Origin of the sequence: Neisseria sp. P0001.S007 (assembly GCF_051963655.1) — a bacterium.
Classification (GTDB): Bacteria; Pseudomonadota; Gammaproteobacteria; order Burkholderiales; family Neisseriaceae; genus Neisseria; species Neisseria subflava_A.
On the sequence record NZ_JBQCUB010000001.1, the window covers coordinates 288,263 to 303,086 of the forward strand.

Here is a 14,824-nt window from a genome sequence, read left to right on the forward strand (position 1 = left end):
TTCAGACGGCCTTTATTGTACTGGAAAACCGATGTTTAGGCCGTCTGAAAAGTAGGGGCAAAAAAAATCGCCCCTTTAAAATTTTAAGGGGCGCAAAAGGAACACAAACCACTACCAAAAACTGTTACAGGGCAAATTCTCCTATTTGATGTGTTGCCGGATAAAGTGCTTTCATCAAGTCATGTGGTGAAAGCGAGAAATCTTTGCTATTTGTCGTCAGACGGCCTTGCTGAGGCGTAAGTTCAAGCAATCGGGCGTTTGCCGACTGGATAAACTTGTTTTTCGTGCGCTGCATTTTTCTTTGCAGGGCGGACACAACGCGGTTGTACAGACTGTCTTTTTGTTTGACTTCGCGTGTACCGGCAACCCAGCTTAAGCGCGTATTACCGTCTTCATCTTCAATCAGCAGGATGCCGGTTTCTGATTGGGGCGATTTGCCCATACAAGGGAGCCAAACATAATATCGGCCATCTAAAGTAATGAATACTGCGTCATGTACTTCGCATTCGTCGCAACACTTGGTGGCGATCAAAGAGCGGATGGCTTGTTGATGCAGTCTCAGAATGTCGAGGGAGACTTGCTTAAAAATACTTTCGGGCATTTTCTTCTCCTTTCATTCTGTTGTGCGGTTGTTTTGTTTCGATGGGTTGTATTATACGGCGATTTTTTAAATTTGCAAATGATAATTGTTCCTATTATTTAAATAATAAGTAAGGTATTCATTATTAAAGAAATTAAATTTAAAAAATTTTGTAGAAATTGGGTTTTCTACTCAAAATTGGAGTAATAGCTGGCCAATAGATGAAAAAAGAATAAAGGCCGTCTGAACAAATTCAGCGTTAAAAGGGCATTTGAAAAGCAGCTAAAGTTTTGCTGACTATACATTTCAGACGGCCTTCAGTATGATTCAAGGCGTTTTGATAATTGCAGAAACCACCAACCATGAGCCAACGTCAGATTATCCTTGATACGGAGACCACGGGTCTTTATCCTGAAAACGGCGACCGTCTGGTCGAATTTGCCGGCTTGGAAATGATCAACCGCCAAATGACCGACTCCAACCTTCATTTATATGTCCACCCCGAGCGCGATATGCCGGAGGAAGCGGCGAAGGTGCATGGTTTGACGATTGAAGTATTGGAAGCGAAGAATGCGCCGCCGTTTGCCCAAGTGGGTAAACAGATTGCCGACTTTATACGTGGCGCAGAGCTGATCATCCATAATGCTAAGTTTGACGTCGGCTTCCTGAATATGGAGTTCCGCCGCATGGGTTTGCCTTCTATCGAGGAACTGGGTTGCAAAGTCACCGACACGCTGGCTATGGCGCGTGAAATGTTCCCGGGGCAAAAGGCGAGTTTGGATGCGTTGTGTAACCGTTTTTCCGTTGACCGCAGCAAACGGGTTTTGCACGGCGCGTTAATCGACTGCGAGCTTTTGGGTGAAGTCTATCTTGCCATGACGCGTCAGCAGTTCGACCTGATGGGGGGTGAAGCGGAAGAAGAGGGCGAAGTCAAACAAACCGTTATTGCTGAAACCAAACGTACGTCGCAGTTGAAAGTCATCAAAGCCAATGCGGATGAGCTGGCCGCACATGAAAAATATTTGGATGATTTGGGCGATGCGTGTGTATGGCGCAAGGCCGAAACACCAGATGAGGCCAATGCCGGAGCGTCAGCATGATGCGCCGCAATATCGCTTTGATTCCTGCTGCCGGTGTCGGTGCGCGATTTGGCGCAGGAAAGCCAAAACAATATGTTGAAATCAATGGTAAAACCGTATTGCAACATACCATAGAAATCTTTGAGCAACACCCCAGCATAGATTTAATTGTTGTTATTCTTTCGCCGGAAGATTCGGTTTTTCAGACGGCCCTGTCTGAGAAAGTACGCGTCTTTCGAGTAGGTGGAGCAAGTCGCGCCGAAACGGTACGCAATGGTGTGTCCGTTTTATTGGAGCAAGGTTTGGCCGAGGCGCAAGATAACATTTTGGTTCATGATGCCGCGCGCTGTTGCCTGCCTACCGAAGCGTTAACGCGTTTGCTTGATGAGGCAGGCGAGAATGATGAAGGCGGTATTTTGGCCATACCGGTGGCCGATACGCTTAAGCGCTCAGACGGCAATCATCATATTGATGAAACTGTTGCGCGCGCAGGGTTATGGCAGGCGCAAACGCCGCAGCTTTTTCAGACGGCCTTGTTAGACCGTGCTTTATCGGTTGATGATTTAAGTGAGATTACGGATGAAGCATCAGCGGTTGAAAAACTGGGTATCCGGCCGCGCTTGGTGCAGGGCGATACGCGCAATTTGAAATTGACGCTGCCGCAAGACGAATACATTGTCAGATTGTTGCTCAAGGCCGTCTGAACAATCAAAACCCATTATTTAAGGAAACAAACATGAATATCCGTGTCGGACAGGGCTACGATGTCCATCAGTTGGTTGAAGGCCGAGATTTGATACTCGGCGGCGTCAACATTCCGTTTGAAAAAGGCTTGCTGGGTCATTCCGATGCCGATGCGCTGTTGCATGCGATTACCGATGCCTTGTTGGGGGCGGCCGGTTTGGGCGATATCGGCAGCCATTTTCCCGATACCGCAGCTGAATTCAAAGATGCCGACAGCCGTGTGCTGTTGCGCGAGGCTTATCAAAGCGTGCAGGCATTGGGTTGGAAGGTGGTTAATGTCGATACGACCGTGATTGCGCAAAAGCCAAAACTTGCGCCACATATTTCGGCAATGCGCGCCAATATTGCCGCAGATTTGGGTCTGCCTGAAAACTGCGTGAACATCAAGGGTAAAACCAACGAAAAACTTGGCTATCTGGGGCGCATGGAAGCCATTGAAGCGCAAGCGGCAGTATTGCTGATTAAGGCCTAAGAGCTTAAAATTACTTTATTATTCAAACTGAAAGACTGACAACATGGCAACTCAAGACGAACTCAAACGTATTGCCGCCGAAAAAGCGGTGGAATTTGTTCCTGAAAACGAATACATCGGTATCGGTACCGGCTCTACCATCAACTTCTTTATCGAAGCTTTGGGTAAAAGCGGTAAGAAAATTAAGGGTGCCGTGTCTACTTCTAAAAAATCCAGCGAGCTTTTGGCAAAATACGAGATTCCAGAAGTTTCACTGAATGAAGTGATGGGTTTGGCGGTTTATGTTGACGGCGCAGACGAAGTCAACCACGCGCTGCAAATGATTAAAGGCGGCGGCGGTGCGCATTTGAACGAAAAAATCGTGGCCAGCGCATCCGATAAATTTGTCTGTATCGCCGATGAAAGCAAATATGTTTCTCGTTTGGGTAAATTCCCATTGCCGGTAGAAGTGGTTGAAAATGCCCGTTCGCTGGTGTCGCGCAAACTGCTTGCGATGGGCGGACAGCCTGAGCTGCGTGTCGGTTATACTACTTTCTATGGCAATCAAATCGTTGATGTTCACGGCCTCAATATCGACCAAGCCCTGAAAATGGAAGACGAAATCAACAAAATCACCGGCGTACTCGAAAACGGTATTTTTGCTCGCGATGCCGCCGATGTGTTGGTTTTGGGTACGGCAGAAGGAGCAAAAGTCATCCTGCCTTGTCAGGATTAATGGAGATTAATCAATCTTAAAGGCCGTCTGAAAGTGCATCAGGTCTTTCAGACGGCCTTCAATTTGGCAAAATATGCAAATCAGTAAAATTATAAAATGGTTGCCCGTTGTTTTATCCGTTTTGGGCGCGCTTGGTTACAGCTCACGCGATACCGAGTTGATTCGTACCGGGGTAAGCGTTGCTGCAACATTGGCACAAGGCGACAATATCGGTTTGGAAAAGGTCAATGAATGGCTGGGAGAAAATGTCGTCAAAGCCACATCTGATACCAAAGCCGAAGCTAAACCCAAACCGGAACAAAAACAAAAGCCATCGCGACAATCCTACACATACAACGGAAAAATAATCAAAATCCATGATGGCGATACCGTGCATATTATCGATAGCGACAGCCGGAAACACAAAATCCGTATGGCTTATATTGATGCACCGGAAATCAATCAAGCCTATGGTACGCAATCACGAGACAATCTGATTGATGCCGCATTGAGTAAAAAAGCTAAAGTGCGCGTGTTTGAAAGCGACCGCTATCAGCGCGAAGTCGCCCAAGTATCAGTCGGCACGATTGACCTGAATTTGATGCAGATAAGGGATGGCGCCGCATGGCATTATGAAAGTTATGCCAAAAAACAACAAAGTAAAACCGCCTACACCGACTATTCGGCCGCGCAAAAACAAGCCAAGGAAAAGCGTAAAGGCTTATGGAAAAAAGACAATCCGCAAGAGCCTTGGCAATTTCGCCGTCAAAATCATGAGCAGCAGAACGGTGATAAAAAGCAGTCTGATAAACAATGGTTCGGGATTTGGTAGATTTTAAGAAAGAGGCCATCTGAAAACTTTCAGACGGCCTTTAATCATTAAGGTTTAGTATAAGATAAGAATGAGTGGCAGGTTTCTGATTAGAGGGTAATAGAAATAAAAGTGTGGTGTAATATTTTTAAGAAGGGCGGATATGAAAAAAGACACCGTTAGCTGGTGTCTTTAGTATCTGGCAGAGAGGAAGGGATTGAAATTTAATCATACCTATATGATTTATTGATGATTATTTTTTTGAAAAGTATAAGTAACACATAAGGTAACATATAAAATCTTATTTCCCACGATATGGATTAAACCAGCCTTACTGAATTTAGGAAGGTCTCTCTGTTCTACACTGACAGCAGGTGGCGCGCGCTCCCCCTCCCTCCGCGGGGACTCTGTGGGGGTGTGTTTTTTTATGCAGCGGCGGCCCCTACTGCAATCCTGATATTTCATAGGGTTTTCGGCGATTTTCGAACACTGGTTTTTTATGCGTTTTTATGCAAGATTTAACATTTTTATGCTGATTTATGCGCTACTTGTAAAATATAATAATAAAGCCGTCCGAAATAAATCAGACGGCCTTTTTTACTCCATTTTTATGGCGTTTAGTATTTGGTCTGTAATGTACTCCAAGTCTTCTTTCGGTAAGCCCAATAGCAGGCGGGATGGCAGGTTTTTTGCCGTACTACCGTCTTCGTGTTCTGTTGCAATTTGCGCGGCTTTACCTCCAAACCATCCGATTTTTGCATGATTCGCGTCTGCTTTTTGACGCAGCCAGCGTGCGGCACCGATACGGCGGAACATTACCATACGGGATATTGTTGGCGTTTTCAGGTACAAATATTCGCGCCGAAATCCCAAAAGCCTGCGTTCGCCCTCGAACCGTACCAATTCATTCCCGTTTTCTGTGCGACTATATGCAATACGGCCGGTGTAGCTATCTCCGTATTTCTCTCCAAAAAAACGAAACGGGCGGCGGTGTAGTTCCTCTCCATCCCGTAGGCGTCGGAAAGCAAAACGGTCGCCTTGGCGTTTTGCCATCGGATTTCCGTCAGGCTCGATATTGGCTTTAATGCGGTTTCGGTTGCGGCGGCGTAGCTCCGTCGCGATATTGCGCATAAGTTTGGCACGGGCAGACGGCTGAATCTTTAGCGCTAAATGTTCGATTTGGGCAACGAGTGCTTCCAGTTCTTCCATATTTCCTCTTGCACTTGAAGCAAAGGACGCATTATGCGTCCTTTATCTGTTTAAAAAACGGGGCGCGGCGGCTCGGATTTTGTTTTGTAGGAGACTAAGCCGTTTTCATCCAAACCGGCAATGACTGTTTCTGTCAATTTTAATTCGATCATTACATCCCAGACATCCGACTCTATCGGCTCTGCCTCGAAAACAAAGGCTCTTGATGATGCGTCTGCGCCCGGGCACAAAATATCCGGCTGATTTTCTTGCAGCCACTTATTCACAATCAAAAAGAGATACGCAGGATCGCGATGGAACTCCTGAACAAAAATATTAAGCGTGTACTTCGCTTCATAACTCAATGTATTGCGTTTCGGAATAATCTGTCCGGACAAAACTATCATACGAAGACGGTCAGGTGCAGCTTTAAATTCCAGCAGTGTTTCCTGGATAGCAAGACGCAGGCTTTTTGGCTTTTCCATTTTAGACGGCCTCTTATCTTTTGAATTTCCACCGTTGCTCTTCTTCGCGCTGGCAGTCTATACATAAACGGCACCCCGGCACGGCTTCTCGGCGGGCTTCGGGGATGATTTCGCCGCACTCTTCGCACTCTTGGGCGGATGGCGCGGCGGATTCTTGTTCTTTGTGGCGTAATAACCAGTATTCGCGCATTTTTTGCTCTAAGTCGCAGGCTTGGTCGATGATGTCAGTCATGGTGTCCGTCCCCTTTTAGGCAGGCTGACAAAGCGTCCCGATAGAGGCGGCACTGCTCAAAAGCCGAGCGATAGGCAATCAATGCGCGAACCATGTCCGCATTGGTTGCAATCTCTTCAGGCGGGTAGGCTTCACATTTCGGCACCGGCGGGCATGACTCGGCAGCCTGTACGGATACCGGCGGATTATGGGCGCAGGCAGCAAGGGCAACGGCGGCAACGAGAACGGAGAGACGTTTCATTTTTATCTTTCATAGTTTGATGTTTAAAAGGGCGCGATCATGCGCCCCGCTGTTATTTTTTATTGATGGTTTGGGCTACATCTTCGGGCAGTTTTTCAGACGACCATTCATGATGCTTAGTCAGTGCTGCTTCGACTTGGCTGTTTTTTTCAGCCTGCACCTTCATCATTTGGTCTACCTGCGCCTGCAAGCTTTGGGCGCGGGCTTTATAAATCTTGACTGTTGCGTCTTTTGATTTGATGGCGTCTTCCTGCGCGGCGACTGTTTGTGTCAGTGCCTTATTGCTTTTGCGCATGTGCATCAAGCTATATCCGAGGACGGCGACGGTCAGGATATAAGATACGGCAACAACAATAGCTGTTTTCATATGATTCCTCCGTTTCAGGCTTCGCTTACGCCTGCTGCCGCAGTGCCGGTAACAATAGGCAGGTTGTAACGTTCTGCGGATGGGTACGATTTAACCGGCTTACCATCAACCAATTTAGACGGCCAATAGTAGCCATCAATGTCTGCACCGTTAAACGGCACGATTGATACGGCATTGCCCTGATTACCGCCCCATCCCATAATTTGCCCTTTAGCGTTTTTGCCACCGACGAAAAACACATGGCCGCCACCTTTGCGGGATTTCACGGCGATACAGCCATAGGCGGGTTTAGCCAGCTTAGTCAGACCAGCCTCCGCCCATGCCTTGGCGCGATACCAATCTTTGATAACGCCGCGGCCGCTTTTACCGAGGCAGTAACCAACAAATAGGCCGCACCATGGTGTCTCATCGTCCGCATACCATGCTTTTGCCGCATTGGGAAAGTTTCCCATTTCTTTGAGCCAAGATTGGATAATCGGGTTATGTTTCGCGCCGACGATTTCTTTCAATCCGACGTGTCGGCGGGCTTCTGCCATCCAGGGCAATTCAGTCATGCTTTCTTCCTTTTTTATTCGTGTGTTTAAATATTTTCTTGCGGTATTTTTTTTGATACGCGGTTCAAAAAACCTTGATTTTCTGTGCTTGGTCGTGTTTTCTTTGGGTGGATTTTGCTGATATTGCCGCCACTCCATAGCACTGCGCCCGTGTGCAGGGCCAGTCCGAAGATAAGCAACCATATAGTCAGTGATTTAATGGAAAAGGCAGCGGCCAGGGCGAGACTGCAAAACCATACGATAGATAAATAGGCGATTGCCGCACTTAACGGCTTATGTGTTTTCCCGCGGGTGTCAAAAAGGATGATACGAATGGCCGCGGTCAGGGACAGGGCAATGACGGCAGCAGATTGGACTGTATTCATGATTCTTTTTCCTCTTCCAGGGTTTTCAGACGGCCTTTTTCAATCAGGCGCATGACACGCTGTAAACCTAAAACCAGTCCGGCAGAAAAAATGGCAGCGGCGGTAAAGCTATTGATGGTCAGTGTTTCACCCGGCAGCAGCCAGTTGATTAGGCCTTCTGCGCCGTCGTAACCGAAAATGCCGCCGATGAAAGACACAGCAAAAAGCCATGCCTTATTAATCGGTCGCTCTGCCTTTTGGCTTAATACGAACAGCGATGCGCCTATGAGTGCACCGAAGGCTACGGAGGCGTGGACGTGGTAGCTGCCGATGATAATTACGGCGGCGTTGACAGCAGTGGTAGTTTTGTCTTGGGTCATGACGTTTTCAGTCCCATAGATTCAGGGTGGATTTTTGTTGTGCTTCTTCGTGGTTGGCTTGAGGCAGTCGGATAGTCAAACCGGCAGGTAGGAGGGCAGGATATTTCGATAAGCCGTAATTTTCAGGGGCGGTCAGGATTTGTTCGGTGTAGCCTGCGGACGTCCCGTAATGGTTCCAAGCGATATTGGCGACGGTATCGCCTTCACGGGTCGTGTATTCCATCAAATTAATTCCGAATCGCAGCGGCGCTCGCCCATGACTGCCGCGGTGGCATAGTGTGCTTCACGGCGGAAGTCTTCGGCTTGATGTTGTTTCATTTCGGCACGCTCGCCCGCTTTTCCCGATGGTTCTGTATCTGCGTATTTTTCCAGCAGAAGTGATTTGGCATAGCAATAGACGGCGCGGCGGTAATGGATGGCTTTAACCGATTCGCCATTAATGACGTCGTCTGAATCGCCTGTTTCGGCAAGAGTGCCTCTGCCAACCTGTACGGCGGCAATGCGGTATTTCTTAAGCTGGCCGTTGACGTGTGCGACGGCTTCGAGGACGGCATGGTAAACACGGCTGCTTGAAATGTTCGCTTCAATCCTCATTACTTCGCGAAAGTTGGCAAGGTCGATGATTGGGAAAAAAGGAATACTGCGAACTTCAGATTGGTCTAATGCTTGCCGCCCTTGATCTGGGGTGTCGGCGAAAACAATAGTCATGATTCATTTCCTTACGGAAGAAGCCTGCCCGATATTTAGGCGGGCTTTGGAAAGGAGGCGCAGAGGCTTTGCATGCTAAGGCCGTCCATGATATTTCTGGAGGACTTGCCGCAGGCTTGCGCCCGGCGAGGGGAGCTAGGTCAGCCTTTAAGCTGTTTTTTGATGGCTGCAAGGCGGGATTTGACACCGATTTTTTCAGAATACTTCAGTGCGTTTTCGTAGTAACTCGCCGCACTTTCGAGGTCTTCGGCTTCTTCCGCACGTTCTCCAGAGGCTTTGTAGAACTTGGCGCGGATGATGTCTGTCAGATTTAAGGTATGCATACCCGTGTCTGGGTTGACGGTGCTGATGAGTGTGAGCAGATCAGTATGGTTGGCTTTACTCAAGTCAGCACCGTATCCATACTGTTCAGCCAGCTCTTCAATTAAGAGGTCGGGCAGATCACGACGGTAGTCATCTTTGACTTTCATGTCATGCTCGATGGCAAATAGGATGTATGGCACGGCTTGGTCAAGCTCGCCAATGTCAATCAACCAAAGCAGGGCGGTAGTGAAGACTGGATCGGTTTCAGCGGCCGAACCGGAGAGATAGACGTCTTCCAGCCATGGAAGATATTTTTCTACCATTCCTTTTTTGGCTTGGATTTTGTCGGATACGGATTTAATTTGGTGTAGGAAGGCGCGATCGGTGTTAAGGCTTGCCAACAGTCGGCGGTAGGGTTCGGCGACATGGATGTTTTCGCCGTTTTTTGCTGCCTTCTCTGCTAAAACCTGTTGTTTGTGTGCCTGGGCTGGAGTCATTGGATCCCTTTCATCAGGCCGTCTGAAATTTCAGACGGCCTTTTTTTCTACTTCACGATTTTGATGTTTTCGACCAAAGCTGCTGCGCCGTACTCTTCGACGACATAGCAGATATTTTCTGACTGGTAGTCGGCGATGCGGTCGAATTCAGGTTCGTCCGCCAGCTTGCGGCGATGGCCGCCTTTGTGGAAGTAGATGGACAGGTTTTTCAGCGGAGTAACCAAAATCGTATTTTTGGGGAAATACGGTGCAGTTACGACCGGCAGACCGCCCAAGCGTTTTTCAGACATGATGATGTCGGCAGGACGCAGCTCACTTGCCTTGTTGCCTGCTTCTTTGATAACGGCAAAGTATTTTTCAGACAGCAAAGATTGATTGCAGATAACGGTCATGCCCGGCATGTCGTGGAACTCTTCGTCAATCAAGCTTTCGGCAACGTCCGTAACCAAATGGTCGAGAGAGGTATAGGATTTACCTTCGCCGATTTCGACGGCATTGGTTGCGCTGCCCATGACGTTGGATGCTGCATTGGTACGCATATGCTGCAACCAGCCGGTTTGTACGTCCTGCAAGAGAGGATTTGCCGCAAAGTCGGATGTAGCGGCGGCAGACGTACCGTTGAAACCGATGGCAATCAGGCTCAAAGCTTTGGATTTGATGAGCTGGTTATTGATCAACTTGACGTATTCAGGTTGACTGCTCCAAGAGTCCATATCGTCGTAGCTGACTTGAGTGTCAAAATTTACTTTTTTACACAAATATTGGCGGTCAGTCAGGTTGTGATATGGCTTGGGCTGACGGCGTACAGTACCGTCGCCGTTTTTAGTATCAGTTCGCGAGGCATTCAGACCTGTTGATAAACCAATGATTGAGCCGGCAATTTCGGTTTTGCTGATGATGTTGATTTTTTGCAGGAATGTTGACTCCAGGCGGACGGCTTCGCGCATTTTTTGAGAAACGGCGGGCGTTACACTGAAATGGCGGGATACGCCTTCGGCAGTTGTACCGTTGGCTTTGGCGACGGCGTTGATATATTGCTGGATATACGGGTGCATGGCTTACCTTTTCTTAAAATTCGGAAGCAGGGGTTGTATTCGCGCCGGTATGCGGCTCTGCCTGATTGATCGGAGCGGATTCAATAGCGGCCTTAAAGGCATCGAATTCTTTGCGCAGGGCAGTGTAGTCATCGGCGAGTTTTTGGGTAATTTGGGCAGACTGCTCCAATTCTTTGTTCAGGTCGGCAAAGGCTTGGGTGTAGTCGTTTTTTTCTGTTTCGACAGGGGCGGGATCTGATTTCTTATTGAACATTTTGTCGTGGAGGGCGGCAAAAAAGCCTTTTTTCTCGTGTTGGGGTTGGTTGGCAGGTTGGGTCATTGGCAGGCTTTCCATTTCGGTGTAGGCGGCGGTGTAGTTGGTGTCTTCCGGATTGAGCTGACGGAACTTGAGCATAGTCGTACCAAGAGATGCAGGGCTGTCCGTCATCGCAAGGCCGACCAGATAAGCTTTGCCGGTGTCGGCGAATGGCTTCATGATTTCCATGGATGTATAGACTTTTTCGCGCTCTTTGATGTAGCCCAACATTTTTTCAGTAGGGTCGATGCGAGCGTAAAGGCGGGTAATACCGTCTGAAGTCTCTGCTTTCAGCTCGAGGACGTCCCCCAGGCCTGAATAGTCGTTTTTGGGAGAATATGGGCGGTAATGCTCAAGGTTGATGCGTGCGCCGTAGATTTGTGGGTCGTAAGCTTCTGCGGCGGCGATGAGGTCGGCTGATTCGATCGTTCGACCGTCGGCAGTTGCACCGGATTTGCCGATGCAGAACCATCGGTCGCTGAATTTTTCGGTGGAATTTTTGGCGGATTTATTCATGCGTATGCGCTCGGGTGTTTGTCCGTTTTATTTTGGCATTTACGGAAAAGACGGCAAGCGACAGGGGTTTTAGGTGGGTTTTTCAAGTCATGCGGCACGGGTAGGATTGGCATTTTTGCCCGAAAATCGGGTATTGCCGCTATTTTTTGAAGACATGGAAAAACGTCAGAATATTGAAATTGCCCAAAATATCGACCCGCGCCTTGTTGCGCGGTCTCTTTACTGGCAGGGATGGAAAATTACCGCCATCGGGCGGCATTTGGGACTGAAGCCCGCCACGGTACATTCTTGGAAGCAACGGGAAAACTGGGATGGCGGAACACCGATGCAGCGTGTTGCCTCATCTATTGAAGCGCGCCTGATCCAACTCGTCAACCTGCCGAACAAATCAGACGGCGTTTACAAAGAAATGCGCCAACTTTCCGCATTAATGGGCGGCGAAGGCAAAAGGCCGTCTGAAAAATCGGAAACGCCGAAAAACAACCGATTTGACGGCGCAGACAAGCCGCCTTTTGACAGCGTGCCGACCATAGATCGCCCACCGCGTGAACGTACCGAGCGCACCGAACGCAGCCGCACCCGCTCCGTCGAAAAACCGCCGAAAAACTATATCGCACCCGAGCAGCAGCAGCGCATGGTTGAGATTTTTGAAGAGCAGTGTTTCGATTATCAGCGGTATTGGGGCGAGATTTATCGGACGCACCGTTTTCGAAATATCTTAAAAAGCCGCCAAATCGGCGCGACTTTCTATTTTGCCCGCGAAGCCTTCCTAACCAGCCTAAAAACGGGCATCAACTCCATTTTCCTGTCTGCGTCCCGCGCACAGGCCTATCAGTTCAAGCAATACATCCTCAACCTCTGCAAGATGGTCGATGTCGAGCTTAAAGGCGGGGATGTGATTTCTTTGCACAATGGCGCGGAACTGCATTTTTTAGGCACCAATTCACGGACGGCACAAGGTCGCAACGGTAACTTGTACGTCGACGAATACTTCTGGATTCCCGATTTCGAGCGGTTGCAAACACTGGCCGAGCCGATGGCGAGTCAAAAGCACCTGAAGACGACCTATTTCTCCACGCCGTCATCCGAAGGCCACCCCGCTTATGGTTTTTGGTCGGGCGCGATGTTTAACGAAGGCCGCCCTCGAAGCGAGCATATCAAGCTCGATTTGAGTCATGCCGCTTTAAAAAACGGTCGTCAGGATGCCGACGCGCAATGGCGGCAAATCGTTACGATTCATGATGCGCAGGAGTCGGGCTGCAACCTCTTCGATATTGATTATCTGCGCCAGCGCAACTCGCCCGACAAGTTCGCACAGCTCTTTGAGTGTCAATTCGTCCCGGACGGCGAGGGCGTGTTTCACTTTGCCGACCTGCAAGCCTGCGGTGTCGAATCGTGGGATTGGACTTGGTACAAACCTGACATGATGCGTCCGGCGGGGAATATCCCCGTATGGATAGGCTACGACCCGAGCTATACCGGCGACGCGTCCGGCTTGGTGGTCGCCGTCCCGCCGCAACGCAACGGCGAACCATTCCGAATTTTAGAAACACACATGATTAACGGGGCGGATTTCGAATCACAGGCCCAAATCATTCGCGGCATGACGGAGAAATTCAACGTTACCAAAATCGTCATCGACGCAAACGGTATCGGCGCGGCGGTGTACGACCTTGTTAAAAAATTCTACCCGCCCGCCATCGGCATGACTTACACGCCCGACATTAAAGGGATGATGGTTTTAAAAACGCAGAACCTGCTCAAAAACAAACGTATCGAGTGGGACGCGGGCAAAATTGATTTGCAGATGGCGTTTATGTCCGTCCGACGCGCAATTACCGCCAGCGGACGGAACATCACTTACGAATCGACGCGCAGCCAAGCTGCCAGTCATGGCGACTTGGCTTGGGCAGCGATGATGTTGTTTTATCAAGAGCCGTTGGACAATGTTGTCAGCGGACGATTTGAGATTGATAGTTAAAGGATTTTTATGTCTGATTTAAATTCGACAGGCAATGAACCACGTACAGATTTAGAGATTTTCAGTTGGGGCTACGACGAGCGTTTGTCTTGGCTCGGTGCGGCGTGGGAGTGTACCGACAACGGCCATTATTATGAACTGCCCGTCAATCAGGAGGACTTGATTGGTTTACTCCGAGTAGGTGTACATCATTCGTCTGCGCTACATTGCAAACTGAACGTCCTAACTTCCACATTCGAACCAACCAAGCTTTTGAGCCGCGCCGAATTTAAAAAGCTGGCATTTAATTTCCTAGTCACCGGCAACGGCTATCTGGCGGCGGAGCGCAACCGATTCGGCAAGGTCTTGGGATTTAAAAACCGACTGTCCGTCTATATGCGCCGCTCTTCGAAAAAATACGACAAAGACGGCTATTTCTACCTGCGCGACCATGTTTTCGAGACTTCGGACTTTATCCCGAAATCAGATATTATTCATTTGATGCAACCGGATTTGGTGCAGGAGATTTACGGCATCCCCGATTATTTAGCGGGTTTAAGTTCGGCAGAGCTTAACCACTCGGCCACGACATTCAGACGGCGCTACTACGACAACGGCAGCCATGCAGGCTTTATCGTGTACGCAACCGACAACAATATGAATAACGATGACTGGAATAATCTCAAGGACCAATTTAAAAAAGCGCAACGCGAAGGCAATTTCCGCAATGTCTTTTTGCGCTCGCCTGACGGTAAACCTGAAGGTATCAAATTGATTCCGATTTCAGAGGTCGCCGCCAAGGATGAATTTTTAAATATTAAAGGAGTAACCTCTCAAGATATGCTGACAATACACCGCATGCCTCCTTCATTGATGGGGGTCGTCCCGACGGCGGCGGGCGGCTTGGGTGATGCCCGGACGGCGGCGGAAGTATTCGCCGCGAATGAAATCGAGCCGATACAGGCGGCGTTTCTCGAAGCAAACGACGCATTCGGCGCGGAGGTTTTTAAATTTAAGCCGTACACTTTGGCAACGGCCAAGGTGGAGAAATAGGATAAGGCCGTCTGAAACTTTTCAGACGGCCTTTTTTATTTGGCGAAGTACTCATCCCTCATTCTGATAACATCATCCTTCTTATAGAGGTTGTCCCGCCCTAGCAGCTTCGGCTGCGGTATCAGCCCCGCCCGGCGGCGCGCCCAAATGGTTGTCGTGGACGGCGGCTTTTTGCCCGGTATTGTCCATAGTTTTTTCACTTCATCCAACGTGATGTATTCACCCATTTTTGTTCCTTTCCTGTTGGTCAGTTTCGGTTAATCAAT

General features: G+C 48.9%; 22 protein-coding genes. 7 read left to right on the forward strand and 15 right to left on the reverse strand.

Going from position 1 to position 14,824, the window contains the following annotated elements:
* Positions 1-124: 124 nt before the first annotated feature.
* Positions 125-601 (reverse strand): hypothetical protein, encoded by a 477-nt coding sequence (locus tag ACTHRE_RS01380; protein WP_003683363.1) that lies wholly within the window; start codon positions 599-601, stop codon positions 125-127.
* A 341-nt stretch (positions 602-942) separates the two neighbouring features.
* Between ACTHRE_RS01380 and dnaQ the strand changes: the two genes are divergently transcribed.
* From dnaQ to ACTHRE_RS01405, 5 genes are all read left to right on the forward strand, one after another.
* Positions 943-1,680, forward strand: coding sequence for a DNA polymerase III subunit epsilon (gene dnaQ, locus ACTHRE_RS01385; protein ID WP_377073261.1), 738 nt, complete (start codon positions 943-945; stop codon positions 1,678-1,680).
* Positions 1,677-2,363: a 2-C-methyl-D-erythritol 4-phosphate cytidylyltransferase gene (gene ispD, locus ACTHRE_RS01390; protein WP_377072915.1), complete on the forward strand. Its 687-nt coding sequence runs from the start codon at positions 1,677-1,679 to the stop codon at positions 2,361-2,363. The genes dnaQ and ispD overlap by 4 nt, the downstream gene beginning before the upstream one ends.
* 32 nt (positions 2,364-2,395) lie before the next feature.
* A complete protein-coding gene (ispF, locus tag ACTHRE_RS01395) occupies positions 2,396-2,875 on the forward strand; it encodes a 2-C-methyl-D-erythritol 2,4-cyclodiphosphate synthase (RefSeq protein ID WP_377072913.1) in 480 nt (159 codons plus the stop codon).
* A gap of 43 nt (positions 2,876-2,918) precedes the next feature.
* A complete protein-coding gene (gene rpiA / locus ACTHRE_RS01400; RefSeq protein WP_003679072.1) occupies positions 2,919-3,590 on the forward strand; it encodes a ribose-5-phosphate isomerase RpiA in 672 nt (223 codons plus the stop codon).
* Between the two features lie 73 nt (positions 3,591-3,663).
* Entirely contained in the window at positions 3,664-4,401 is a 738-nt protein-coding gene (locus ACTHRE_RS01405) for a thermonuclease family protein (RefSeq protein ID WP_377072911.1), read from the forward strand.
* A 576-nt stretch (positions 4,402-4,977) separates the two neighbouring features.
* On the opposite strand, the gene ACTHRE_RS01410 is transcribed toward ACTHRE_RS01405, so the two are convergent.
* From ACTHRE_RS01410 to ACTHRE_RS01470, 13 genes are all read right to left on the reverse strand, one after another.
* Positions 4,978-5,589, reverse strand: a complete 612-nt coding sequence (locus ACTHRE_RS01410; RefSeq protein WP_377072910.1) for a phage virion morphogenesis protein — start codon at positions 5,587-5,589, stop codon at positions 4,978-4,980.
* A gap of 50 nt (positions 5,590-5,639) precedes the next feature.
* Positions 5,640-6,053: a phage tail protein gene (locus ACTHRE_RS01415; RefSeq protein ID WP_107792048.1), complete on the reverse strand. Its 414-nt coding sequence runs from the start codon at positions 6,051-6,053 to the stop codon at positions 5,640-5,642.
* A 13-nt stretch (positions 6,054-6,066) separates the two neighbouring features.
* Positions 6,067-6,285 carry a TraR/DksA C4-type zinc finger protein gene (locus tag ACTHRE_RS01420; protein ID WP_063075539.1) on the reverse strand — a complete coding sequence of 73 codons (219 nt, stop codon included), beginning with the start codon at positions 6,283-6,285 and terminating at the stop codon, positions 6,067-6,069.
* Positions 6,278-6,526, reverse strand: a complete 249-nt coding sequence (lysC, locus tag ACTHRE_RS01425) for an Rz1-like lysis system protein LysC (RefSeq protein WP_063075540.1) — start codon at positions 6,524-6,526, stop codon at positions 6,278-6,280. Before lysC ends, ACTHRE_RS01420 begins: the two co-directional genes overlap by 8 nt.
* Before the next feature lie 52 nt (positions 6,527-6,578).
* On the reverse strand, positions 6,579-6,893 hold the full coding sequence (locus tag ACTHRE_RS01430) for a hypothetical protein (protein WP_063075541.1): 315 nt from the start codon (positions 6,891-6,893) through the stop codon (positions 6,579-6,581).
* Between the two features lie 14 nt (positions 6,894-6,907).
* A complete protein-coding gene (locus ACTHRE_RS01435; protein ID WP_063075542.1) occupies positions 6,908-7,447 on the reverse strand; it encodes a TIGR02594 family protein in 540 nt (179 codons plus the stop codon).
* A gap of 26 nt (positions 7,448-7,473) precedes the next feature.
* Entirely contained in the window at positions 7,474-7,812 is a 339-nt protein-coding gene (locus ACTHRE_RS01440) for a phage holin family protein (protein ID WP_107792047.1), read from the reverse strand.
* Positions 7,809-8,171, reverse strand: coding sequence for a putative holin (locus tag ACTHRE_RS01445; RefSeq protein ID WP_063075543.1), 363 nt, complete (start codon positions 8,169-8,171; stop codon positions 7,809-7,811). The genes ACTHRE_RS01440 and ACTHRE_RS01445 overlap by 4 nt, the downstream gene beginning before the upstream one ends.
* Positions 8,172-8,178: 7 nt before the next feature.
* Positions 8,179-8,394 carry a tail protein X gene (locus tag ACTHRE_RS01450; RefSeq protein ID WP_063075544.1) on the reverse strand — a complete coding sequence of 72 codons (216 nt, stop codon included), beginning with the start codon at positions 8,392-8,394 and terminating at the stop codon, positions 8,179-8,181.
* Positions 8,394-8,879 (reverse strand): head completion/stabilization protein, encoded by a 486-nt coding sequence (locus tag ACTHRE_RS01455; RefSeq protein ID WP_063075545.1) that lies wholly within the window; start codon positions 8,877-8,879, stop codon positions 8,394-8,396. The genes ACTHRE_RS01450 and ACTHRE_RS01455 overlap by 1 nt, the downstream gene beginning before the upstream one ends.
* Positions 8,880-9,019: 140 nt before the next feature.
* Positions 9,020-9,679 carry a phage terminase small subunit gene (gene gpM, locus ACTHRE_RS01460; RefSeq protein WP_063075546.1) on the reverse strand — a complete coding sequence of 220 codons (660 nt, stop codon included), beginning with the start codon at positions 9,677-9,679 and terminating at the stop codon, positions 9,020-9,022.
* Positions 9,680-9,726: 47 nt separating this feature from the next.
* A complete protein-coding gene (locus ACTHRE_RS01465; protein ID WP_063075547.1) occupies positions 9,727-10,734 on the reverse strand; it encodes a phage major capsid protein, P2 family in 1,008 nt (335 codons plus the stop codon).
* A gap of 13 nt (positions 10,735-10,747) precedes the next feature.
* Complete coding sequence (locus ACTHRE_RS01470) at positions 10,748-11,545, reverse strand: GPO family capsid scaffolding protein (RefSeq protein ID WP_063075548.1); 798 nt, start codon at positions 11,543-11,545, stop codon at positions 10,748-10,750.
* Positions 11,546-11,618: 73 nt separating this feature from the next.
* Between ACTHRE_RS01470 and ACTHRE_RS01475 the strand changes: the two genes are divergently transcribed.
* Together ACTHRE_RS01475 and ACTHRE_RS01480 are read left to right on the forward strand one after the other, a co-directional pair.
* Positions 11,619-13,526: a terminase large subunit domain-containing protein gene (locus ACTHRE_RS01475; RefSeq protein ID WP_231900125.1), complete on the forward strand. Its 1,908-nt coding sequence runs from the start codon at positions 11,619-11,621 to the stop codon at positions 13,524-13,526.
* A 9-nt stretch (positions 13,527-13,535) separates the two neighbouring features.
* Positions 13,536-14,558 (forward strand): phage portal protein, encoded by a 1,023-nt coding sequence (locus ACTHRE_RS01480; protein ID WP_440344765.1) that lies wholly within the window; start codon positions 13,536-13,538, stop codon positions 14,556-14,558.
* Between the two features lie 35 nt (positions 14,559-14,593).
* Here ACTHRE_RS01480 and ACTHRE_RS01485 read toward each other — a convergent pair whose 3' ends face one another.
* On the reverse strand, positions 14,594-14,785 hold the full coding sequence (locus ACTHRE_RS01485) for a hypothetical protein (RefSeq protein WP_063075550.1): 192 nt from the start codon (positions 14,783-14,785) through the stop codon (positions 14,594-14,596).
* Between the last annotated feature and the right edge of the window lie 39 nt (positions 14,786-14,824).